This is a genomic window from Escherichia sp. WS547 (assembly GCF_046486065.1).
Taxonomy (GTDB): Bacteria; Pseudomonadota; Gammaproteobacteria; order Enterobacterales; family Enterobacteriaceae; genus Escherichia; species Escherichia coli.
Map to the genome: position 1 here is coordinate 46,644 of NZ_JBJQMA010000001.1, position 17,473 is coordinate 64,116.

Genomic DNA, 17,473 nt, shown 5'->3' on the forward strand with positions numbered 1-17,473 from the left:
ACAGCACCAGCATGTTCTTGTACAGCAACTTAACGCGGTACATTCGCGGGATCGCAATAGTCCAGAAAGCGCCGTAGCGCGTTGGAAAGGTGTTTTTGCCGATGATGTATACGCCACAACGTACGCATCAGGCGCGGCAGAGGGACCGCAACTTCACTTAATGTGCCTGCCTGCAATTGATCTTCAATCACCCGTCGCGACAGGCAACTAATTCCCAACCCATGACGCACCGCATGTTTGATTGCCTCGGAGTTACCTAATTCCATCGCCATCTCAAACTTCGGTAAATGTGACAGCAACAGATAATCGACAATCTCCCGCGTGCCGGAGCCGCGTTCACGCAGGATCCACGGCGCAGCGGCCAGCTGTTCTAAGGTGACAGGTCCACGAGCCAATGGCGAAGTCGGCGCGGCGAAAACCACCAGCTCGTCTTCCAGCCACGGTTCTGAGATGATTTCAGTGCTGTGGCACGGTCCTTCAATAAAGCCAATATCAACGCGGAAATCCAGCACCGCTTGCATCACGTCCTGGCTGTTCCCAACGCTAAGTTCAATCGGCAACTGCGGATAATCATGGCGATAACGGGCGATAACTGCAGGCAGAATGTAGTTACCGATGGTACTACTGGCATAGATACGAATCGCACCGTTGTCTTCGCGAAACAGTTGTTCGATTTCGATCGCCTGTTCAAGCAGTGCCAACGCGCGCGGATAGAGCAGCCGCCCGTGTTCATTAACAACCAGTCTTTTCCCCACGCGATCAAACAGTTGCACGCCAAGCTGCCCTTCCAGGTCGGTCAAGGCTGCGCTCACTGCTGATTGCGACAACGCCAGCATCACCGACGCCTGGGTGGTTGATCCACTTTTCAATACTTCTGCAAAAACTTCCAACTGCCGGAGGGTGATGTGCATAGTCGCTTACCACTTATAAAGATTAATTATAAATATATAATCAATTTTATTTTTAAACCAGTTAGTCGTAACCTTATGCCCGGTTAAAGGAGAGGGTTATGACGAATATCACCTTACAGAAACAACATCGTACACTGTGGCATTTTATTCCGGGGTTAGCCCTGAGTGCAGTTATCACCGGGGTCGCCCTGTGGGGTGGTTCCATTCCCGCGGTTGCGGGTGCCGGGTTTAGTGCCCTCACCCTCGCAATCTTGTTGGGGATGGTTTTAGGCAACACCATCTATCCGCACATCTGGAAAAGCTGTGACGGTGGTGTGCTGTTTGCCAAGCAATATTTATTACGTCTGGGTATCATTCTTTATGGCTTCCGTCTGACGTTCTCGCAAATTGCCGATGTCGGTATCAGTGGGATCATCATTGACGTGTTGACGCTGTCCAGTACCTTCCTGCTGGCTTGCTTCCTGGGGCAGAAAGTGTTTGGTCTGGATAAGCACACCAGCTGGTTGATCGGTGCCGGTAGCAGTATTTGTGGTGCTGCCGCGGTACTGGCGACTGAGCCGGTAGTGAAAGCGGAAGCCAGTAAAGTAACCGTGGCTGTTGCAACCGTTGTTATCTTCGGGACCGTCGCGATTTTCCTCTACCCGGCGATATATCCGCTGATGTCTCAATGGTTTAGTCCGGAAACTTTCGGTATCTACATTGGTTCTACTGTGCACGAAGTGGCGCAGGTGGTGGCGGCAGGTCATGCCATCAGCCCGGATGCAGAAAACGCAGCAGTTATTTCCAAAATGCTGCGCGTGATGATGCTGGCTCCGTTCCTCATCCTGCTGGCGGCGCGTGTTAAACAGCTGTCTGGGGCGAACAGCGGCGAGAAAAGCAAAATCACTATTCCGTGGTTTGCCATCTTGTTCATCGTAGTTGCCATCTTTAACTCGTTCCACCTGTTACCGCAGAGCGTGGTGAACATGCTGGTAACGCTGGATACCTTCCTGCTGGCAATGGCGATGGCGGCGCTGGGTCTGACCACTCACGTCAGCGCGCTGAAAAAAGCCGGGGCGAAACCTCTGCTGATGGCACTGGTACTGTTTGCCTGGCTGATTGTTGGTGGTGGTGCGATTAACTATGTGATTCAAAGCGTCATCGCATAAACCACTACATCTTGCTCCTGTTAACCCGCTATCATTACCGTTTTCCTCCAGCGGGTTTAACAGGAGTCCTCGCATGAAATACATTGGAGCGCACGTTAGTGCTGCTGGCGGTCTGGCAAATGCCGCAATTCGCGCCGCCGAAATCGACGCAACCGCGTTTGCCTTGTTCACCAAAAACCAACGTCAGTGGCGTGCCGCACCGCTCACGACGCAAACCATCGATGAATTCAAAGCCGCCTGTGAAAAATATCACTACACATCGGCGCAAATTCTTCCCCACGACAGTTATCTGATTAACCTCGGACATCCGGTCGCTGAAGCTCTGGAAAAATCGCGCGATGCGTTTATAGATGAAATGCAGCGTTGCGAACAGCTGGGGCTTTCTTTGCTCAACTTCCACCCTGGCAGCCATCTGATGCAGATTTCAGAAGAGGATTGCCTTGCGCGTATTGCCGAATCCATCAACATTGCGCTGGATAAAACTCAAGGTGTAACCGCGGTGATTGAAAACACCGCCGGTCAGGGCAGTAACTTAGGGTTTAAATTCGAACATCTCGCGGCGATTATCGACGGCGTGGAAGATAAATCCCGCGTCGGCGTCTGCATTGATACCTGCCATGCTTTTGCTGCCGGGTATGATTTGCGTACTCCTGCCGAATGCGAGAAAACGTTCGCGGATTTTGCCCGTATTGTCGGCTTTAAGTATCTGCGCGGGATGCACCTTAACGATGCGAAAAGCACCTTTGGCAGCCGCGTTGACCGCCATCATAGCCTCGGTGAAGGCAATATCGGTCATGATGCGTTCCGCTGGATCATGCAGGACGACCGTTTCGACGGCATTCCGCTGATCCTTGAAACCATCAACCCGGATATCTGGGCAGAAGAGATCGCCTGGCTGAAAGCGCAACAAACTGAAAAAGCGGTAGCCTGAAGATGAACAACCGGGAGAAGGAGATCCTTGCAATTTTACGGCGTAACCCGCTGATTCAGCAGAACGAAATTGCGGATATGCTGCAAATCAGCCGTTCGCGCGTTGCGGCGCATATTATGGATTTAATGCGCAAAGGCCGGATTAAAGGCAAAGGTTACATTCTCACCGAGCAGGAATACTGCGTAGTGGTGGGGACAATCAATATGGATATTCGCGGGATGGCGGATATCCGTTACCCGCAAGCGGCTTCTCATCCCGGTACCATTCATTGCTCGGCAGGCGGCGTTGGACGCAATATCGCCCACAATCTGGCGCTGTTAGGCCGCGACGTCCATTTGCTTTCAGTGATTGGCGATGACTTTTATGGCGAAATGCTCCTGGAAGAAACGCGCCGCGCCGGCGTGAATGTCTCCGGCTGCGTTCGTTTACATGGCCAAAGCACATCGACGTATCTGGCAATTGCCGATCGAGACGATCAAACCGTGCTGGCGATTAACGATACCCATCTGCTGGATCAGTTGACACCGCAACTACTGAACGGGTCGCGCGATTTACTTCGTCATGCGGGCGTGGTACTGGCTGATTGCAACCTGACAGCCGAGGCGCTGGAGTGGGTCTTTACCCTCGCTGATGAAATCCCGGTGTTTGTCGATACCGTTTCAGAATTCAAAGCGGGCAAAATCAAACACTGGCTGGCGCATATTCACACCCTGAAACCCACTTTACCGGAGCTGGAAATTTTATGGGGACAGGCGATCACCAGCGATGCTGACCGTAATGCCGCAGTGAATGCGTTGCATCAGCAAGGCGTTCAGCAACTGTTTGTTTATTTGCCCGATGAGTCAGTTTATTGCAGCGAAAAGGATGGAGAGCAATTTTTGCTGACAGCGCCAGCGCATACGACAGTAGACAGTTTTGGTGCTGACGATGGTTTTATGGCGGGCCTGGTATATAGCTTTCTGGAGGGAAACAATTTCCGTGACAGCGCCCGTTTTGCGATGGCCTGCGCGGCAATTTCACGCGCCAGCGGCAGCTTAAACAACCCTACCCTGTCTGCCGATAACGCGCTTTCATTAGTGCCGATGGTGTAACAATGTTGCCGGATTCGACGCTTGACCGCGTCTTATCCGGCTCATAACTCGCGCACTACGCTAAGCCAATAAAGAATCCTGCAATGGTGGCACTCATCAGGTTAGAAAGTGTCGCCGCCGCCAGCGCGCGTAAACCAAGCTGGGCGATTTCCGGTGCACGGTGTGGCGCAACCGCAGAAAACGCCCCCACCACCACCCCGATAGAACCAAAGTTAGCGAAACCGCACAACGCGAAGGAAATAATCGCCACGGTTTTAGCATCCAGAGTGCCAGCTGTTTGCAGATAAGGTGAGAAATTGAGGTAAGCGACAAATTCATTAATCGCCAGTTTCTGTCCAATCAAACTCCCGGCAAGATTCGCATCACTCCAGTCAACCCCCATCACCCACGCCAGCGGGGCCAGCAGGTAACCTAAAATGGACTCCAGCGAGGCATGTTCAAAACCAAACCAGCCGCCAACGCCGCCGATAATACCGTTAATCAACGCAATTATTGCAACAAATGCCATCACCACTGTCGCCACACCTGCGGCGATTTTCAGTCCGGTCATAGCCCCTGTAGCGGCGGCTTCAATAATGCTTTTTGGCGGTGTTTCGGTGAAAGAGAGGTTATTAAAGGAAACCTGCGAAGATTCGGTAGCCGGGCTTAACAGGCGGGCAAACAAGATCCCGCCGGGGATCGCCATTAACGATGCCGCTAGCAGATATTCCACAGGCACGCCCAGTGCGGCGTAACCAATCATTGTCGAACCAGCAATCGAGGCCATGCCACTACAAATAGCCGTAAATAATTCATTGCGATTCAGACGATCGATAAAGGGTTTGACGATTGCCGGAATTTCGTTTTGCCCGAGGAAAATGGTAGTGACCGCGACGAATGACTCGATCTTGCTGATATTTAATGCTTTCTGGAAGATACCGCCGAGAATGCGAATTAAGATCCCCATCACACCGATGTAGTAGAGAATACTCACCAGTGCTGTAACGAAGATAATTGCCGGTAATACCCTGAAACCAAAGATAAATCCTGCGCCATCAAATAAGGTATCCATTTTCGGTCCGACCAGAGAACCAAAGATAAATGCGCTACCTGCATCGCTGTACGCCATCACTTTATGCACGCCAAAAGCGACTTTTTCTGCGACCCAACGCCCTGGTGGTAACCAAAGCATAATGCCGCCAATCACGACCTGTAACACTAACGCCGCGCCAACGGTACGCAGGCTGATCTTCTTCTTGTTTACTGACAGCAAAAACGCAATTGCCAGCAATACCACCATTCCCAGAACACTTCTCATGACATCCATAGTTATTATCTCTTCATGTCATTTTGGGCGACGGCTTTCTGCCCATCAGAAATAGCCGGGCCTGCATCTTGCGATACTGTCCCGGCTTGTTATCAACACTTAATGGGTTTTGATGTAGCCGCGCACGCACTCTTCGACTAATCCCCAGAACCAGTCGGTATCAATAGTGATGCCGACTTTGGTATTGGCGGGCTTGCCAAGAACGCCCAGCTCGTCGCAGACGGTACGCCCATAGCAAGGGCCACTGTTAACGTCCACGTCGACGTACATCTCCTGGGTTTTAATGCCATCAGGGTTAATCAGATAACCGATGCAGGTGGCGTCATGCACCGGGCCGCCAGCAAGGCCGTAGTTTTCGAACTGCGTTTTGAGAGTGAAGTTCATGATGTCGCTGAACAGCTCTCCGGCGGGGCCGCCTGCCCTTTCCATCCGTGCAATCACGTCCGGGGTGCAAACGGTCTGGTTGGTGAGATCGAGGCCCATCATCACTAATGGAACGCCGGAGGTGAACACCACGCGTGCGGCTTCCGGGTCAGCAAAGATGTTGAACTCGGCGGATGGCGTAAAGTTGCCAGTACCGTAAGCGCCGCCCATCAGCACAATTTCACGGATTTTCGGCAGGATCGCGGGTTGCATACGCATTGCCACCGCGATGTTTGAAAGTGGACCAACCGGCACCAGAGTGATATCGCCATCGCTTGCCATCAGGGTATCAATGATGTATTTCACCGCATGGGTACTTTCTGCCTGGCGGGTCAGCGGCTCGAATACCGGGCCATCCAGTCCTGTTTCACCATGAATATTGTCGGCAACGATTTGTTGACGCATAATGGGCTGTGGCATCCCCGCATAAACCGGAACATTAATCTCCAGTTTCTGGCAAACATTCAGGCCATTAATTAATGTTTTATCAAGCGTCTGATTACCCGCCACAATGGTGATGCCTAATAAATCTATTGCCGGATGTTTCGCTGCCATCATTATGGCAATAGCATCATCATGACCCGGATCACAATCCAGAATAATTTTTCTCTTTTCCATTGTTTATTTCCTCTGTTTCCAGTTGCGTTATTTTTTCTACAGCAAAGAAAATTCGACCGGGCCGATGATTGAATCTTAACAACAGCGTAAGTATGCTAAATATGAGAAATCTCATAGCGGATAAACATCGTGAAAGAAATCCACAATAATGACCTTAAGCAGCAATTGATGAGTGAATCCGCGTTTAAGGATTGCTTTTCAACGGATGTTTCAGCCGATACGCGGCTGTTTCATTTTTTAGCGCGTGACTACATTGTGCAGGAAGGGCAACAGCCGTCCTGGCTGTTTTACCTGACGCGAGGCCGCGCCAGGCTTTACGCCACGCTAGCTAATGGTCGCGTGTCGCTGATCGATTTCTTTGCCGCTCCCTGTTTTATTGGCGAGATTGAGTTAATCGACAAAGACCATGAACCGCGTGCGGTACAGGCTATTGAAGAGTGTTGGTGCCTTGCGCTCCCTATGAAACATTACCGTCCGCTGTTATTAAACGACACGCTATTTTTACGAAAACTCTGCGTTACTTTAAGCCATAAAAATTATCGCAATATTGTTTCTTTAACTCAGAATCAATCATTTCCGTTAGTGAATCGCCTGGCAGCTTTTATATTACTCTCGCAGGAAGGTGATCTTTATCACGAAAAGCATACGCAAGCGGCAGAGTATTTAGGCGTTTCTTATCGACATCTTTTATATGTTCTAGCGCAATTCATTCACGACGGTTTATTAATTAAAAGCAAGAAAGGGTATCTAATTAAAAACAGAAAGCAGTTGTCAGGACTGGCACTGGAGATGGACCCGGAAAATAAATTCTCAGGGATGATGCAGTAAAAATTATTTGCAATAGAGCGATTGCCGGATGTGACGCTAAATAAGCGCGTACATCCGGCAATGAAACTCAAGCTAAACCAATAAAGAACCCGGCAATGGTCGCGCTCATCAGGTTGGAAAGCGTTGCTGCTGCCAGCGCCCGTAAACCAAGCTGGGCGATTTCCGGTGCGCGTTTAGGCGAAATAGCCGAAAATGCGCCAACGACAACACCGATAGAACCAAAGTTAGCAAAACCACAAAGCGCAAAGGAGATAATCGCAATGGTTTTCACTTCCAGCGTGCCGCCCGTTTGCAGGTATGGGGAGAAACTCAGGTAAGCGACGAATTCGTTAATCGCCAGTTTCTGCCCAATCAGGCTACCCGCAAGATTGGCATCACTCCAGTCCACACCCATGATCCACGCCAGCGGTGCCAGCACATAGCCAAAAATACTTTCCAGAGAGGCATTGGCGAAACCAAACCAGCCGCCAATTCCGCCGATAATGCCGTTGATCAGCGCAATAATTGCGACAAACGCCATTACCACCGTCGCTACACCAGCGGCGATTTTCAACCCGGTCATCGCACCGCTCGCCGCTGCTTCGATAAAGCTTTTTGGCGGCGTTTCGCTGAACGACAGATTTTCAAATGTGACCTGCGAAGGCTCGGTTGCCGGACTAAGAATACGTGCAAACAAAATACCACCAGGGATCGCCATCAGCGATGCCGCTAACAGGTAGTCAATTGGTACGCCCATTCCGGCATAACCAATCATCATCGAACCCGCAATGGACGCCATCCCGCAACAAATTGCGGTAAACAGCTCGTTGCGATTCATGCGATCGATAAACGGTTTAACGATCGCCGGGATCTCATTTTGCCCGAGGAAAATAGTGGTAACCGCAACAAAAGATTCGATTTTGCTGATGTTGAGAGCTTTCTGAAAAATGCTGCCAAGAATGCGGATTAGCAGCCCCATCACGCCAATCTAGTACAGCAGGCTGATGAGCGCAGTGACGAAGATAATCGCCGGGAGTACGCGAAAGGCGAAGGTAAAACCCGCACCGTCAAAGAGGACATCCATTTTCGGCCCGACCAACGAACCAAAAATGAAGGCGCTACCGGCATCACTGTAAGACATCACTTTATGTACGCCTAATGCCGCCTGCTCTACCGCCCATTTTCCTGGTGGAAAATAGAGCATGATGCCGCCAATGGCGATTTGTAGCAGCAACGCGGCTCCAACCGTGCGCAAACTGATGCTCTTTTTATTCACTGACAACAAAAATGCTATTGCCAGTAACACCACCATCCCCACAACACTTCTCATTATATCCATAATGATTTTCCCTTCATGCCAGTAAACCCGGCGTCAGCGCCAGGTTTTGGTATGTATGATCAGTACGGGCGACGGCTTTCTGCCCGTCAGAAATTAACCCGCGAGACGCTGGTATTCTTTGGCTATTTCACTCGCCAGGATGGCGTTGTTGAACACCAGCTGGATGTTGGATTTCAGGCTGTCACCGCCGGTCAACTCAGCAACGCGCGCCAGCAGGAATGGCGTACTTTCTTTACCAATAACACCCTGCGCTTCAGCTTCAGCTACCGCCTGATCGATCGCCGCATTGATAGTGTGTTCCGGCATAGCAAACTGTTCCGGGATCGGGTTCGCTACCACGAGGCCACCGTTCAGCCCGCTTTGCCATTTCACCGCCATTGCACGGGCAATTTCGCTGGCGCTGTCGAGACGAATGCTCACGTCAAACGGGCTGGTGCGGCAGAAAAACGCAGGCAGCGCTTTGGTCTGATAGCCAATTAGCGGTACACCGAAAGTTTCTAAATACTCAGTGGTTAATCCTAAATCGAGAATAGATTTCGCCCCGGCACAAACAACGGTGACATTAGTATTTGCCAGCTCTTGCAAATCGGCAGAAATATCGAAGGTATGTTCCGCCCCGCGATGCACACCACCAATTCCCCCGGTGGCAAATACTTTAATTCCGGCAAGCGCCGCAATAATCATCGTTGAAGCAACGGTAGTTGCGCCATTTTTTCCGACGGCAACAACAAAAGGTAAATCGCGACGACTAACTTTGGTCACGTTATGCCCTTCACGACCCAGCAATTCAATTTCTTCTTTGCTTAAACCCACTTTCATCACGCCGCCAATAATGGCGATAGTGGCAGGTACAGCGCCCTGTTTACGAATAGTTTCTTCAACTTCAATTGCGGTCTGGGCATTTTGTGGGAACGGCATCCCGTGAGAAATAATGGTCGATTCCAGCGCCACAACCGGTTTTTTTTTTTTTAAAGCGTCCTGCACTTCCGGGGAAATTTGTAATAATTCAGGGGGAATTTTTAATTCAGACATTCGGCGTTCTCCACTAACGATATAACGTTGGCAATCGATAAATCGGGGTTATTGGTGTATTCACAGGAGAGCGCCATTGACGAACATCCCTGTGCGAAACGAACAGATTCGGCAAACGGCATTCCGTCTACCCAACACGAAGCAAGTCCCGCCATCATGGCATCGCCCGCTCCGGTAACATTAATGACATTGGTTTTGATCGGCGCAGACCAACCACTTTCACCGCTGATATCACTGTAATAAACGCCGTCGCCGCCCATGCTCAATACCAGTCGGTTCAGGCCATGTTGATGGAACCAGGCAGCAACTATTGCCACATCTTCACGCCCTGACAAAGCAATCCCACTCAGGGTTTCCGCTTCAAGGCGGTTTGGCTTGAGAGTGTGGATTTGATTTAGACGGTCGCGCACTTTGACACATTTCCATGCGGAAACCGGATCGACAAATACAGGTACATTGGCGGCATTATCCAGAATCCATGCCAGTGCCTCTTCACTGATATTACAGTCTGCGACAATGACCTTTGCCCTCTGAATAAATTCACCGTGCTGTGCGAGATATTCAGCTGTAATAGCGTTGCTAATATTCATGTCATTTATAGCAACCAGCATTTCACCGGTATTATCGAGTAATGATAAATAGCTTGACGTATTTTCTCCCGGCACAATCAGGCATTTATCGACATAAACGCCAGATTGATTGGTTTGCGTTAGCAGCGATTGACCATAAAAGTCACTGCCTACTGCGCTCATTAGCCAGGCTTTGTTCCCCAGCAACGCTAGATTTTGTGCAATATTGCGCCCGACTCCACCAGGCGTAAATTTTATTTTACCTGGATTTGAATCCGCATAATTTAATGATTCATGTGAATATCCGGCGACATCAATATTCGCCGAACCTATAATTACGACATAATCCTTTTCGCGCATAGCACGTCCTCTGGTAAAAAATTACCAACCCTGTCAATCCACAAGAATATTGATACTGCAAAGACGGTTTAAACATGTGTTCATATTTAAACATGTGCTCATAGTATGCATGTTTTACGTAAAGTAAATTACCGCCAGAGAGGCAAAATGGGCAGATTTGAGCAGGCTCACAAAACGCGATTAAATGCCTGAATTACAAAAACGGGGAATTTGTGACGGGATGCACAGAACAGGAACAATAAAAAAGGGCAGAAATTAATCTGCCCTTGAGGAAATAACCTTAGTGTTTGATGAACGTTTCAGGTTTCTACTGAAAGATAAAACCATTTAAATTCATAAAATTACATTCACAAACCGGTCATTCCCTTTGCGCTCATCAAATGTTCCAGGGCAGGAAATTTCTGCCCTGGAACACACCTTTTATTACGCTGCTTTCGCTACTGCGTCCACTTCCGGACGTTTCAGGAAGGCATAGGCCAAACCCGCCACCAGCGTACCGGCAATAATGGCTACCAGGTAACCCAATACCGGCGTAATCGCGCCAGGGATCAGCAGAACAAACAGACCACCGTGCGGTGCCATCAGTTTCGCACCAATCGCCATTGAGATTGCGCCAGTCAGCGCCCCACCCACGATACAGCACGGCAGCACACGCATCGGATCACGAGCAGCAAACGGAATTGCACCTTCCGAAATGAAGCACAGTCCCAGTACCAGAGCGGCTTTGCCCCCTTCCTGCTGCGCTTTGTCGAATTTGCGACGCGCCACCATTGTTGCCAGACCCATTGCCAGCGGTGGCACCATACCTGCCGCCATAATCGCCGCCATCGGGCCATAGGTTTGAGTACTCAGCAGACCCACACCGAATGCGTACGCTGCTTTGTTTACCGGACCGCCCATGTCAGTACACATCATGCCACCGAGGATCGCCCCCAGCAGAACCGCATTCGCAGTCCCCATGGTCTGCAGCCAGTGAGTCAACCCTTCGAGAATGCCAGCAACCGGTTTACCGATCAGGTAAATCATCGCCAGACCGACCACCAGACTGGAAATTAGCGGAATGATCAGGATCGGTTTCAGCGCCTCCATACTCTGCGGCAGTTTCAATTGCGTACTGATTAACTTCGCAATGTAACCAGCCAGGAAGCCCGCAATAATACCGCCAATGAAGCCAGAACCGGTGCTGACCGCCAGCATACCGCCAATCAGACCCGGCGTGAGACCCGGACGATCGGCAATGGAAAAGGCAATATAACCTGCCAGTACCGGCACCATCAGCGCAAAGGCTGAACCACCACCAATCTGCATCAGCGCCGCAGCCAACGTACCCGGCTCTTTAAACGCTTCGATACCAAAAGCAAAAGAAAGCGCGATACACAGACCACCTGCAACGACCATCGGCAGCATGTAAGAGACGCCCGTCAGCAAGTGACGGTAAGCGCCTGCACTCTCTTTCTTACCTTCAGTGGTCGCTGTTTGAGTTTTGCCCGCCGGTTCATACGGCGTTGCTTCAGCAACCGCTTTATCCAGTTCCTGCGCGGTTTTCTTCAGCGCCAGACCGGTAGAGGTACGATACATCGGTTTACCAGCAAATTTCGCCAGATCCACTTCAATATCTGCCGCCACAATCACCAGATCCGCTGCGGCTACTTCTTCAGGGGTGATTGCATTACCCGCGCCAACAGAACCACGGGTTTCAACTTTCACCCACCAGCCACGTTTTTTCGCTTCGGTTTCAATGGCTTCAGCCGCCATAAAGGTGTGTGCTACGCCAGTCGGGCAAGCAGTCACCGCAACTACGCGTTTCGGACCGCTGGCGGCAACCGGTGCTGTCGCAGAGACCGGCGCAGTGTAAGGTTTCGCATGGCCTTTGGCTTCACTCAGGAACAGCTCAGGGTGCGCAACTGCCCGGGAAATATCGCCCAGCCAGACATTTTTACCGTTCAGCGCGCTGTCGTTCGGGATGGAATCACCGAGAACAATCGCCATTTCAGCGTCGTTCGGATTGTCGATGATTTCCAGTTTTGCTTTTCGCGCCGCCGCGCCCAGCAGGGTCTTCGCCATATAGGCGCGTGCCTGACCGAGATTAGCGTCAATAATCAGCAGCGTTTTCATTATGCCTCTCCTGCTGTCAGTTAAAAGGTTGTAAGTCGACGCGCGCCATCATTGCGGCCAACTGCGGACGATCGGTAATACCCACATTGCTTTGACTTACCGCCAGGGCTGCAACAGCTGTCGCCAGACGCAGTGTGTGTTCACTGGATTCACGCATCAGCAAGCCATAAATCAGGCCACCAACCATAGAATCCCCTGCGCCAACGGTGCTTACGACATCGACTGACGGTGGTTTGGCGATCCATTCGCCGGAGGCATTAACCCAAAGCGCGCCTTCGGCACCCAGTGAAATAACAACATGCGCAATACCTTGTTCACGCAGCGCATGTGCAGCTTCAATCACATCTTTCATTTCAGGCAGTTTACGGCCTGCCCAGATTTCCAGCTCGCGGCGGTTAGGTTTCACCAGCCACGGTGCCGCTTTCAAACCTGCTACTAACGCTTCACGGCTACTATCAAAGATAATGCAAGGACACTGACTACGCAGGCGAGTCATCCAGTCGGTGAACGCTTCCGGGCTGACGCCTGACGGTAAGCTTCCGCTGACACAGACCATATCGAACTGACCGAGCCAGCTCAGAGAATCAGTCACAAAGCGTTCCCAGTCGGCGGGGGTGACTTCAAAACCCGAGAAGTTGAAGTCGGTCACTTCGCCGTCTTTTTCCGTCAGCTTAACGTTAATTCGGGTGCGCCCCTGTACAACCTGGAAACGGTTGGCAATGCCCAGCTCGCTGAACAGTTGCTGAAAACCATCCTGATTGTCTTTACCGAGGAAGCCGCCAACGGTGACATCAATTCCCAGGTCTTTTAATACTTTGGCCACGTTGATGCCTTTACCCGCCGCATGCAGACCGGTGGTTTTCACCAGGTTCACTTCGCCGCGTTCAATTTCCGGGCAGAAACCAACAAGGTCATAAGCCGGATTAAGGGTGATAGTAGCAACACGTCTGCTCATTATGCGCCCTCCCCAAGACCAGCAGCGATAGCGTCGCCAATGGCTTTCAGCGCCTGTTCAGCATCTGCACCCTGGGCGGTAAAGCGTAGGCGATGACCTTTCTTAACGCCAAGTGCCACAACTTTCATCAGACTACGTCCGTTTGCCGGTTTGCCGGTGCCATCAAGGTTTGTCACGGTAATATCACTGTTAAATTGTTTAATGGTATTGACCAGCATGGTACCTGGACGAGCATGCAGGCCGTGTTCATTGCGCACCACAAACTCCGCGCTTAACACATCGTCGGTCGGCGCATCATCGCTGGTCAGCAGCGCCAGCAACGTTGCCGCATCCGCTTTCAGCAAGCGGTCAGCTTTATTATCGAGCAACAAATCGGCGAGACGCTTAAGAACCGCAATGGGCTGATCGTCATTCATCGCCACACTCACCAGCATGGCTGCCGTTTCGCCGTCCACATCAAAAGCATTTGCCGCACGGCTTACCGCAATCGCGCTACGCAGATTGCCTTCGGCGCTATCGCTCAGCCAGATACCCTGTCCGAGGTTCAGCGGTTGTTCATTGATGGCTTTGGTGACGAAAGTGGCGTTAACTGCCCCCGCTTCTTTCAGACGTGCAGCGTTCAGCGCCTGAAGAGTCAGCAGATCGCTGGCGACGATATCCAGCGTCAGCATTTCGTTGTCGAGCTTCAGCTGCTCACTCTGCTTTTCGCCCATCAGCAATGCGCGAAGTTCTTCTGCTGTTGTTGCTGACTTCAGTTGTTCAGCAACGGAATCATCGCTCAGTACGTGGGTCAGCTGGCGTAGCAGGCCCAGATGTTCATCCGAGCTGGCAGCAATACCGATCGCCACGTACGCTACCTGGCCGTCACCCCAGGTGACGCCTTCCGGGAACTGAAATACCTGAACGCCGGTTTTCAGCACCTGATCGCGGGTGTCGGTAGTGCCGTGTGGAATAGCAATACCATTGCCGAGGAACGTAGAGGTTTGCTGTTCGCGCGCCAGCATGCCATTGACGTAGCCTTCAGCTACATTACCGGCCTGCACCAGCGCCGCAGCGACCTGGCGAATCGCCTCTTCTTTGTCTCCGGCCTTTTCGCCCGGATGGATGTCCTGTACGGATAACTGGAACATAGTTCTCCTCTCTTGCTGAATTGAAACGATTCAGCTTCTATGAGAAAAAAAGCGCCAACCTGGCTTAGGGTTAAAGACAAGATCGCGCTGAAACGTTTCAAGAAAGCATAATACTTCTGTTTCAGCACGCAAGGAAAGCCGTAAAGTTATGAGCAAAAGTTTGATGTGCTGCACAATTTTTTGCCATTTTTCCTAATTGCTGATGGGAAAATCCGTTATCAGCAATTTCATTTCAGCAGCGTCAGCAGCCAATCAGCAACAGTGAAATGGCATTTTGATTATTCGTGGCGCTTTTGATTTCGCTGTCTGTTTATTTTCTGACAAGCAGCGTAAACTCCGCGTCTTCCTCTTCCAGTGATCGACCAGCATGCATAACTCCCCCGCAGTCTCCAGCGCGAAATCGTTTGACCTGACCTCGACGGCGTTTTTAATCGTTGCCTTTCTCACCGGTATTGCGGGCGCTCTGCAAACCCCGACACTCAGTATTTTTCTTACCGATGAAGTACATGCCCGTCCGGCGATGGTGGGATTCTTCTTTACCGGCAGCGCTGTCATTGGGATTCTGGTAAGTCAGTTTCTCGCCGGGCGCTCTGATAAGCGCGGCGATCGCAAATCGCTGATTGTCTTTTGCTGCCTGTTAGGCGTGCTGGCCTGCACCCTTTTTGCCTGGAATCGCAACTACTTTGTTTTGCTATTCGTTGGCGTCTTTCTTAGCAGCTTTGGCTCGACCGCTAACCCGCAAATGTTTGCCCTTGCCCGTGAACATGCCGACAAAACCGGACGTGAGGCGGTGATGTTCAGCTCTTTTTTACGCGCTCAGGTTTCACTGGCATGGGTCATTGGCCCACCGCTGGCTTATGCGTTAGCGATGGGTTTCAGCTTTACGGTAATGTATCTGAGCGCAGCGGTAGCGTTTATTGTTTGCGGCGTGATGGTGTGGCTGTTTTTACCGTCGATGCAAAAAGAGCTTCCGCTGGCGACCGGCACGGTTGAAGCGCCGCGCCGTAACCGTCGCGATACGCTACTGCTGTTTGTCATTTGTACATTGATGTGGGGCTCGAACAGCCTGTACATCATCAACATGCCGCTATTTATTATCAACGAACTGCATCTTCCCGAGAAACTGGCCGGTGTGATGATGGGGACCGCCGCCGGGCTGGAAATCCCGACGATGTTGATTGCCGGATATTTCGCCAAACGTCTGGGTAAGCGTTTCTTAATGCGCGTTGCTGCCGTGGGTGGCGTCTGTTTTTACGCAGGAATGCTGATGGCGCATTCACCTGTCATTCTGTTGGGCTTGCAGCTGCTAAATGCTATTTTTATTGGCATTCTGGGCGGCATCGGGATGCTCTATTTTCAGGATCTGATGCCCGGTCAGGCGGGTTCAGCCACCACGCTCTATACCAACACGTCGCGCGTGGGCTGGATCATCGCAGGATCAGTGGCGGGCATCGTCGCCGAGATCTGGAATTATCACGCTGTGTTCTGGTTTGCGATGGTGATGATTATCGCCACTCTGTTTTGCTTACTGCGGATTAAAGATGTTTAAGGCGCGGTCAGCATTTCCAGATCGATAAGCCAGGTCATCGCCTGCTGACGCGAGTTACCGCACATTTCAGCGCTGGCTTGTAAGCCTGCACAGACTTTCGGTCGCAGTGGCGAGGTGAAAATTTTACAGCGTTGCTGTTCATCAAGCTGAATGCAGGGCGTATTGGCGGGCTTGCCATCTGGCATACCGGGAATAGGGCTGGAAATTGAAGGGGCAGTGCAACACGCCCCGCAACCCGGACGGCATTCCATACGTTGTTCTCTTAAGGTTAACCACCGGATTGATGAGCGCGCACAGTACCACCTTTTTTGCACCAGCAAAAGTGCGAATACCACTTGCCCGAAAGGCCCGTCGCGAGTACTTTGTCGCGATATTTTTGACATTTTCGACTACAGGAATTTTTCGATGCCAAGAGCGAACGAAATTAAAAAAGGTATGGTACTGAATTACAACGGCAAACTGCTGCTGGTTAAGGATATTGATATTCAGTCGCCCACTGCCCGCGGTGCCGCTACGCTGTACAAAATGCGTTTTTCTGATGTCCGTACCGGGCTGAAAGTAGAAGAGCGTTTCAAAGGTGATGACATCGTTGACACCGTGACGCTGACCCGCCGTTACGTTGACTTCTCCTATGTCGATGGTAACGAATATGTCTTTATGGATAAAGAAGACTATACCCCGTATACCTTCACCAAAGATCAGATTGAAGAAGAGTTGCTGTTTATGCCAGAAGGCGGCATGCCGGACATGCAGGTGCTGACCTGGGACGGTCAACTGTTGGCGCTTGAGCTGCCGCAGACCGTTGATCTGGAAATCGTTGAAACCGCACCAGGCATCAAAGGGGCATCTGCCAGCGCCCGTAACAAACCGGCGACATTGAGCACTGGTCTGGTGATTCAGGTACCAGAATACTTAAGCCCGGGCGAAAAAATTCGTATCCATATCGAAGAACGCCGTTATATGGGTCGTGCTGACTAACTTCAGCCGCATGCAGAAAAGGGATAGCTCAGGCTGTCCCTTTTTTAATTTATTATACCAATCTTCTATTTTGCGCTTCCTGAACACCTTACGTCCTCAATTTTCACTCGTTGATTGATCGCCCTCACACTTCATCGCATTAACAATCCAGACCAATTTCAATTGCTGTCATATAACTTTACACTGTCATTGTTAATTAATCGTTACTAAG

15 protein-coding genes and 1 pseudogene are annotated in these 17,473 nt (G+C 51.0%); 6 read left to right on the forward strand and 10 right to left on the reverse strand.

All coding sequences use genetic code 11. The features are described from left to right. Positions 1-29: 29 nt before the first annotated feature. Positions 30-911, reverse strand: a complete 882-nt coding sequence (yieE, locus tag ACJHWK_RS00205; protein ID WP_000548286.1) for a DNA-binding transcriptional regulator YeiE — start codon at positions 909-911, stop codon at positions 30-32. A 98-nt stretch (positions 912-1,009) separates the two neighbouring features. Between yieE and ACJHWK_RS00210 the strand changes: the two genes are divergently transcribed. From ACJHWK_RS00210 to ACJHWK_RS00220, 3 genes are all read left to right on the forward strand, one after another. Beyond that, positions 1,010-2,059 carry a YeiH family protein gene (locus tag ACJHWK_RS00210; protein WP_000182053.1) on the forward strand — a complete coding sequence of 350 codons (1,050 nt, stop codon included), beginning with the start codon at positions 1,010-1,012 and terminating at the stop codon, positions 2,057-2,059. 73 nt (positions 2,060-2,132) lie between these two features. After that, positions 2,133-2,990: a deoxyribonuclease IV gene (nfo, locus tag ACJHWK_RS00215; protein WP_000873880.1), complete on the forward strand. Its 858-nt coding sequence runs from the start codon at positions 2,133-2,135 to the stop codon at positions 2,988-2,990. Between the two features lie 2 nt (positions 2,991-2,992). Beyond that, positions 2,993-4,081 carry a sugar kinase gene (locus ACJHWK_RS00220; RefSeq protein ID WP_001520856.1) on the forward strand — a complete coding sequence of 363 codons (1,089 nt, stop codon included), beginning with the start codon at positions 2,993-2,995 and terminating at the stop codon, positions 4,079-4,081. A gap of 55 nt (positions 4,082-4,136) precedes the next feature. Here the strand turns inward: ACJHWK_RS00220 and ACJHWK_RS00225 are convergent, their stop codons facing one another. Both ACJHWK_RS00225 and rihB read right to left on the reverse strand, forming a co-directional pair. Continuing rightward, the gene (locus tag ACJHWK_RS00225; RefSeq protein WP_000382942.1) at positions 4,137-5,387 is read right to left on the reverse strand and encodes a NupC/NupG family nucleoside CNT transporter; all 1,251 of its coding nucleotides are present in this window, start codon (positions 5,385-5,387) and stop codon (positions 4,137-4,139) included. A gap of 99 nt (positions 5,388-5,486) precedes the next feature. Continuing rightward, on the reverse strand, positions 5,487-6,428 hold the full coding sequence (gene rihB, locus ACJHWK_RS00230) for a ribosylpyrimidine nucleosidase (protein WP_001520858.1): 942 nt from the start codon (positions 6,426-6,428) through the stop codon (positions 5,487-5,489). A gap of 129 nt (positions 6,429-6,557) precedes the next feature. Here rihB and ACJHWK_RS00235 point away from each other — a divergent pair, with 129 nt between their 5' ends. After that, entirely contained in the window at positions 6,558-7,256 is a 699-nt protein-coding gene (locus tag ACJHWK_RS00235; RefSeq protein WP_000658598.1) for a transcriptional regulator YeiL, read from the forward strand. Positions 7,257-7,323: 67 nt separating this feature from the next. Here the strand turns inward: ACJHWK_RS00235 and ACJHWK_RS00240 are convergent. The 6 genes and pseudogenes from ACJHWK_RS00240 to fruB form a co-directional block, all read right to left on the reverse strand. Continuing rightward, positions 7,324-8,574: pseudogene (locus tag ACJHWK_RS00240) on the reverse strand (NupC/NupG family nucleoside CNT transporter). A 93-nt stretch (positions 8,575-8,667) separates the two neighbouring features. Then, on the reverse strand, positions 8,668-9,606 hold the full coding sequence (gene psuG / locus ACJHWK_RS00245; protein ID WP_410234787.1) for a pseudouridine-5'-phosphate glycosidase: 939 nt from the start codon (positions 9,604-9,606) through the stop codon (positions 8,668-8,670). Then, the gene (locus tag ACJHWK_RS00250; protein ID WP_001520861.1) at positions 9,594-10,535 is read right to left on the reverse strand and encodes a pseudouridine kinase; all 942 of its coding nucleotides are present in this window, start codon (positions 10,533-10,535) and stop codon (positions 9,594-9,596) included. The genes psuG and ACJHWK_RS00250 overlap by 13 nt, the downstream gene beginning before the upstream one ends. A 423-nt stretch (positions 10,536-10,958) precedes the next feature. Continuing rightward, positions 10,959-12,650, reverse strand: a complete 1,692-nt coding sequence (fruA, locus tag ACJHWK_RS00255) for a PTS fructose transporter subunit IIBC (RefSeq protein ID WP_000854461.1) — start codon at positions 12,648-12,650, stop codon at positions 10,959-10,961. A gap of 16 nt (positions 12,651-12,666) precedes the next feature. After that, positions 12,667-13,605 (reverse strand): 1-phosphofructokinase, encoded by a 939-nt coding sequence (fruK, locus tag ACJHWK_RS00260; protein WP_000091263.1) that lies wholly within the window; start codon positions 13,603-13,605, stop codon positions 12,667-12,669. After that, entirely contained in the window at positions 13,605-14,735 is a 1,131-nt protein-coding gene (gene fruB / locus ACJHWK_RS00265) for a fused PTS fructose transporter subunit IIA/HPr protein (protein ID WP_001520863.1), read from the reverse strand. Before fruB ends, fruK begins: the two co-directional genes overlap by 1 nt. A 367-nt stretch (positions 14,736-15,102) precedes the next feature. On the opposite strand from fruB, the gene setB reads away from it, so the two are divergent. After that, positions 15,103-16,284, forward strand: coding sequence for a sugar efflux transporter SetB (gene setB, locus ACJHWK_RS00270; protein WP_000551977.1), 1,182 nt, complete (start codon positions 15,103-15,105; stop codon positions 16,282-16,284). Here setB and ACJHWK_RS00275 read toward each other — a convergent pair. Continuing rightward, positions 16,281-16,535 carry a YkgJ family cysteine cluster protein gene (locus ACJHWK_RS00275; protein ID WP_000389030.1) on the reverse strand — a complete coding sequence of 85 codons (255 nt, stop codon included), beginning with the start codon at positions 16,533-16,535 and terminating at the stop codon, positions 16,281-16,283. The two genes, setB and ACJHWK_RS00275, sit on opposite strands and share 4 nt — an antisense overlap. A 154-nt stretch (positions 16,536-16,689) precedes the next feature. Between ACJHWK_RS00275 and yeiP the strand changes: the two genes are divergently transcribed. Then, complete coding sequence (gene yeiP / locus ACJHWK_RS00280) at positions 16,690-17,262, forward strand: elongation factor P-like protein YeiP (protein WP_001136827.1); 573 nt, start codon at positions 16,690-16,692, stop codon at positions 17,260-17,262. Positions 17,263-17,473: the final 211 nt, after the last annotated feature.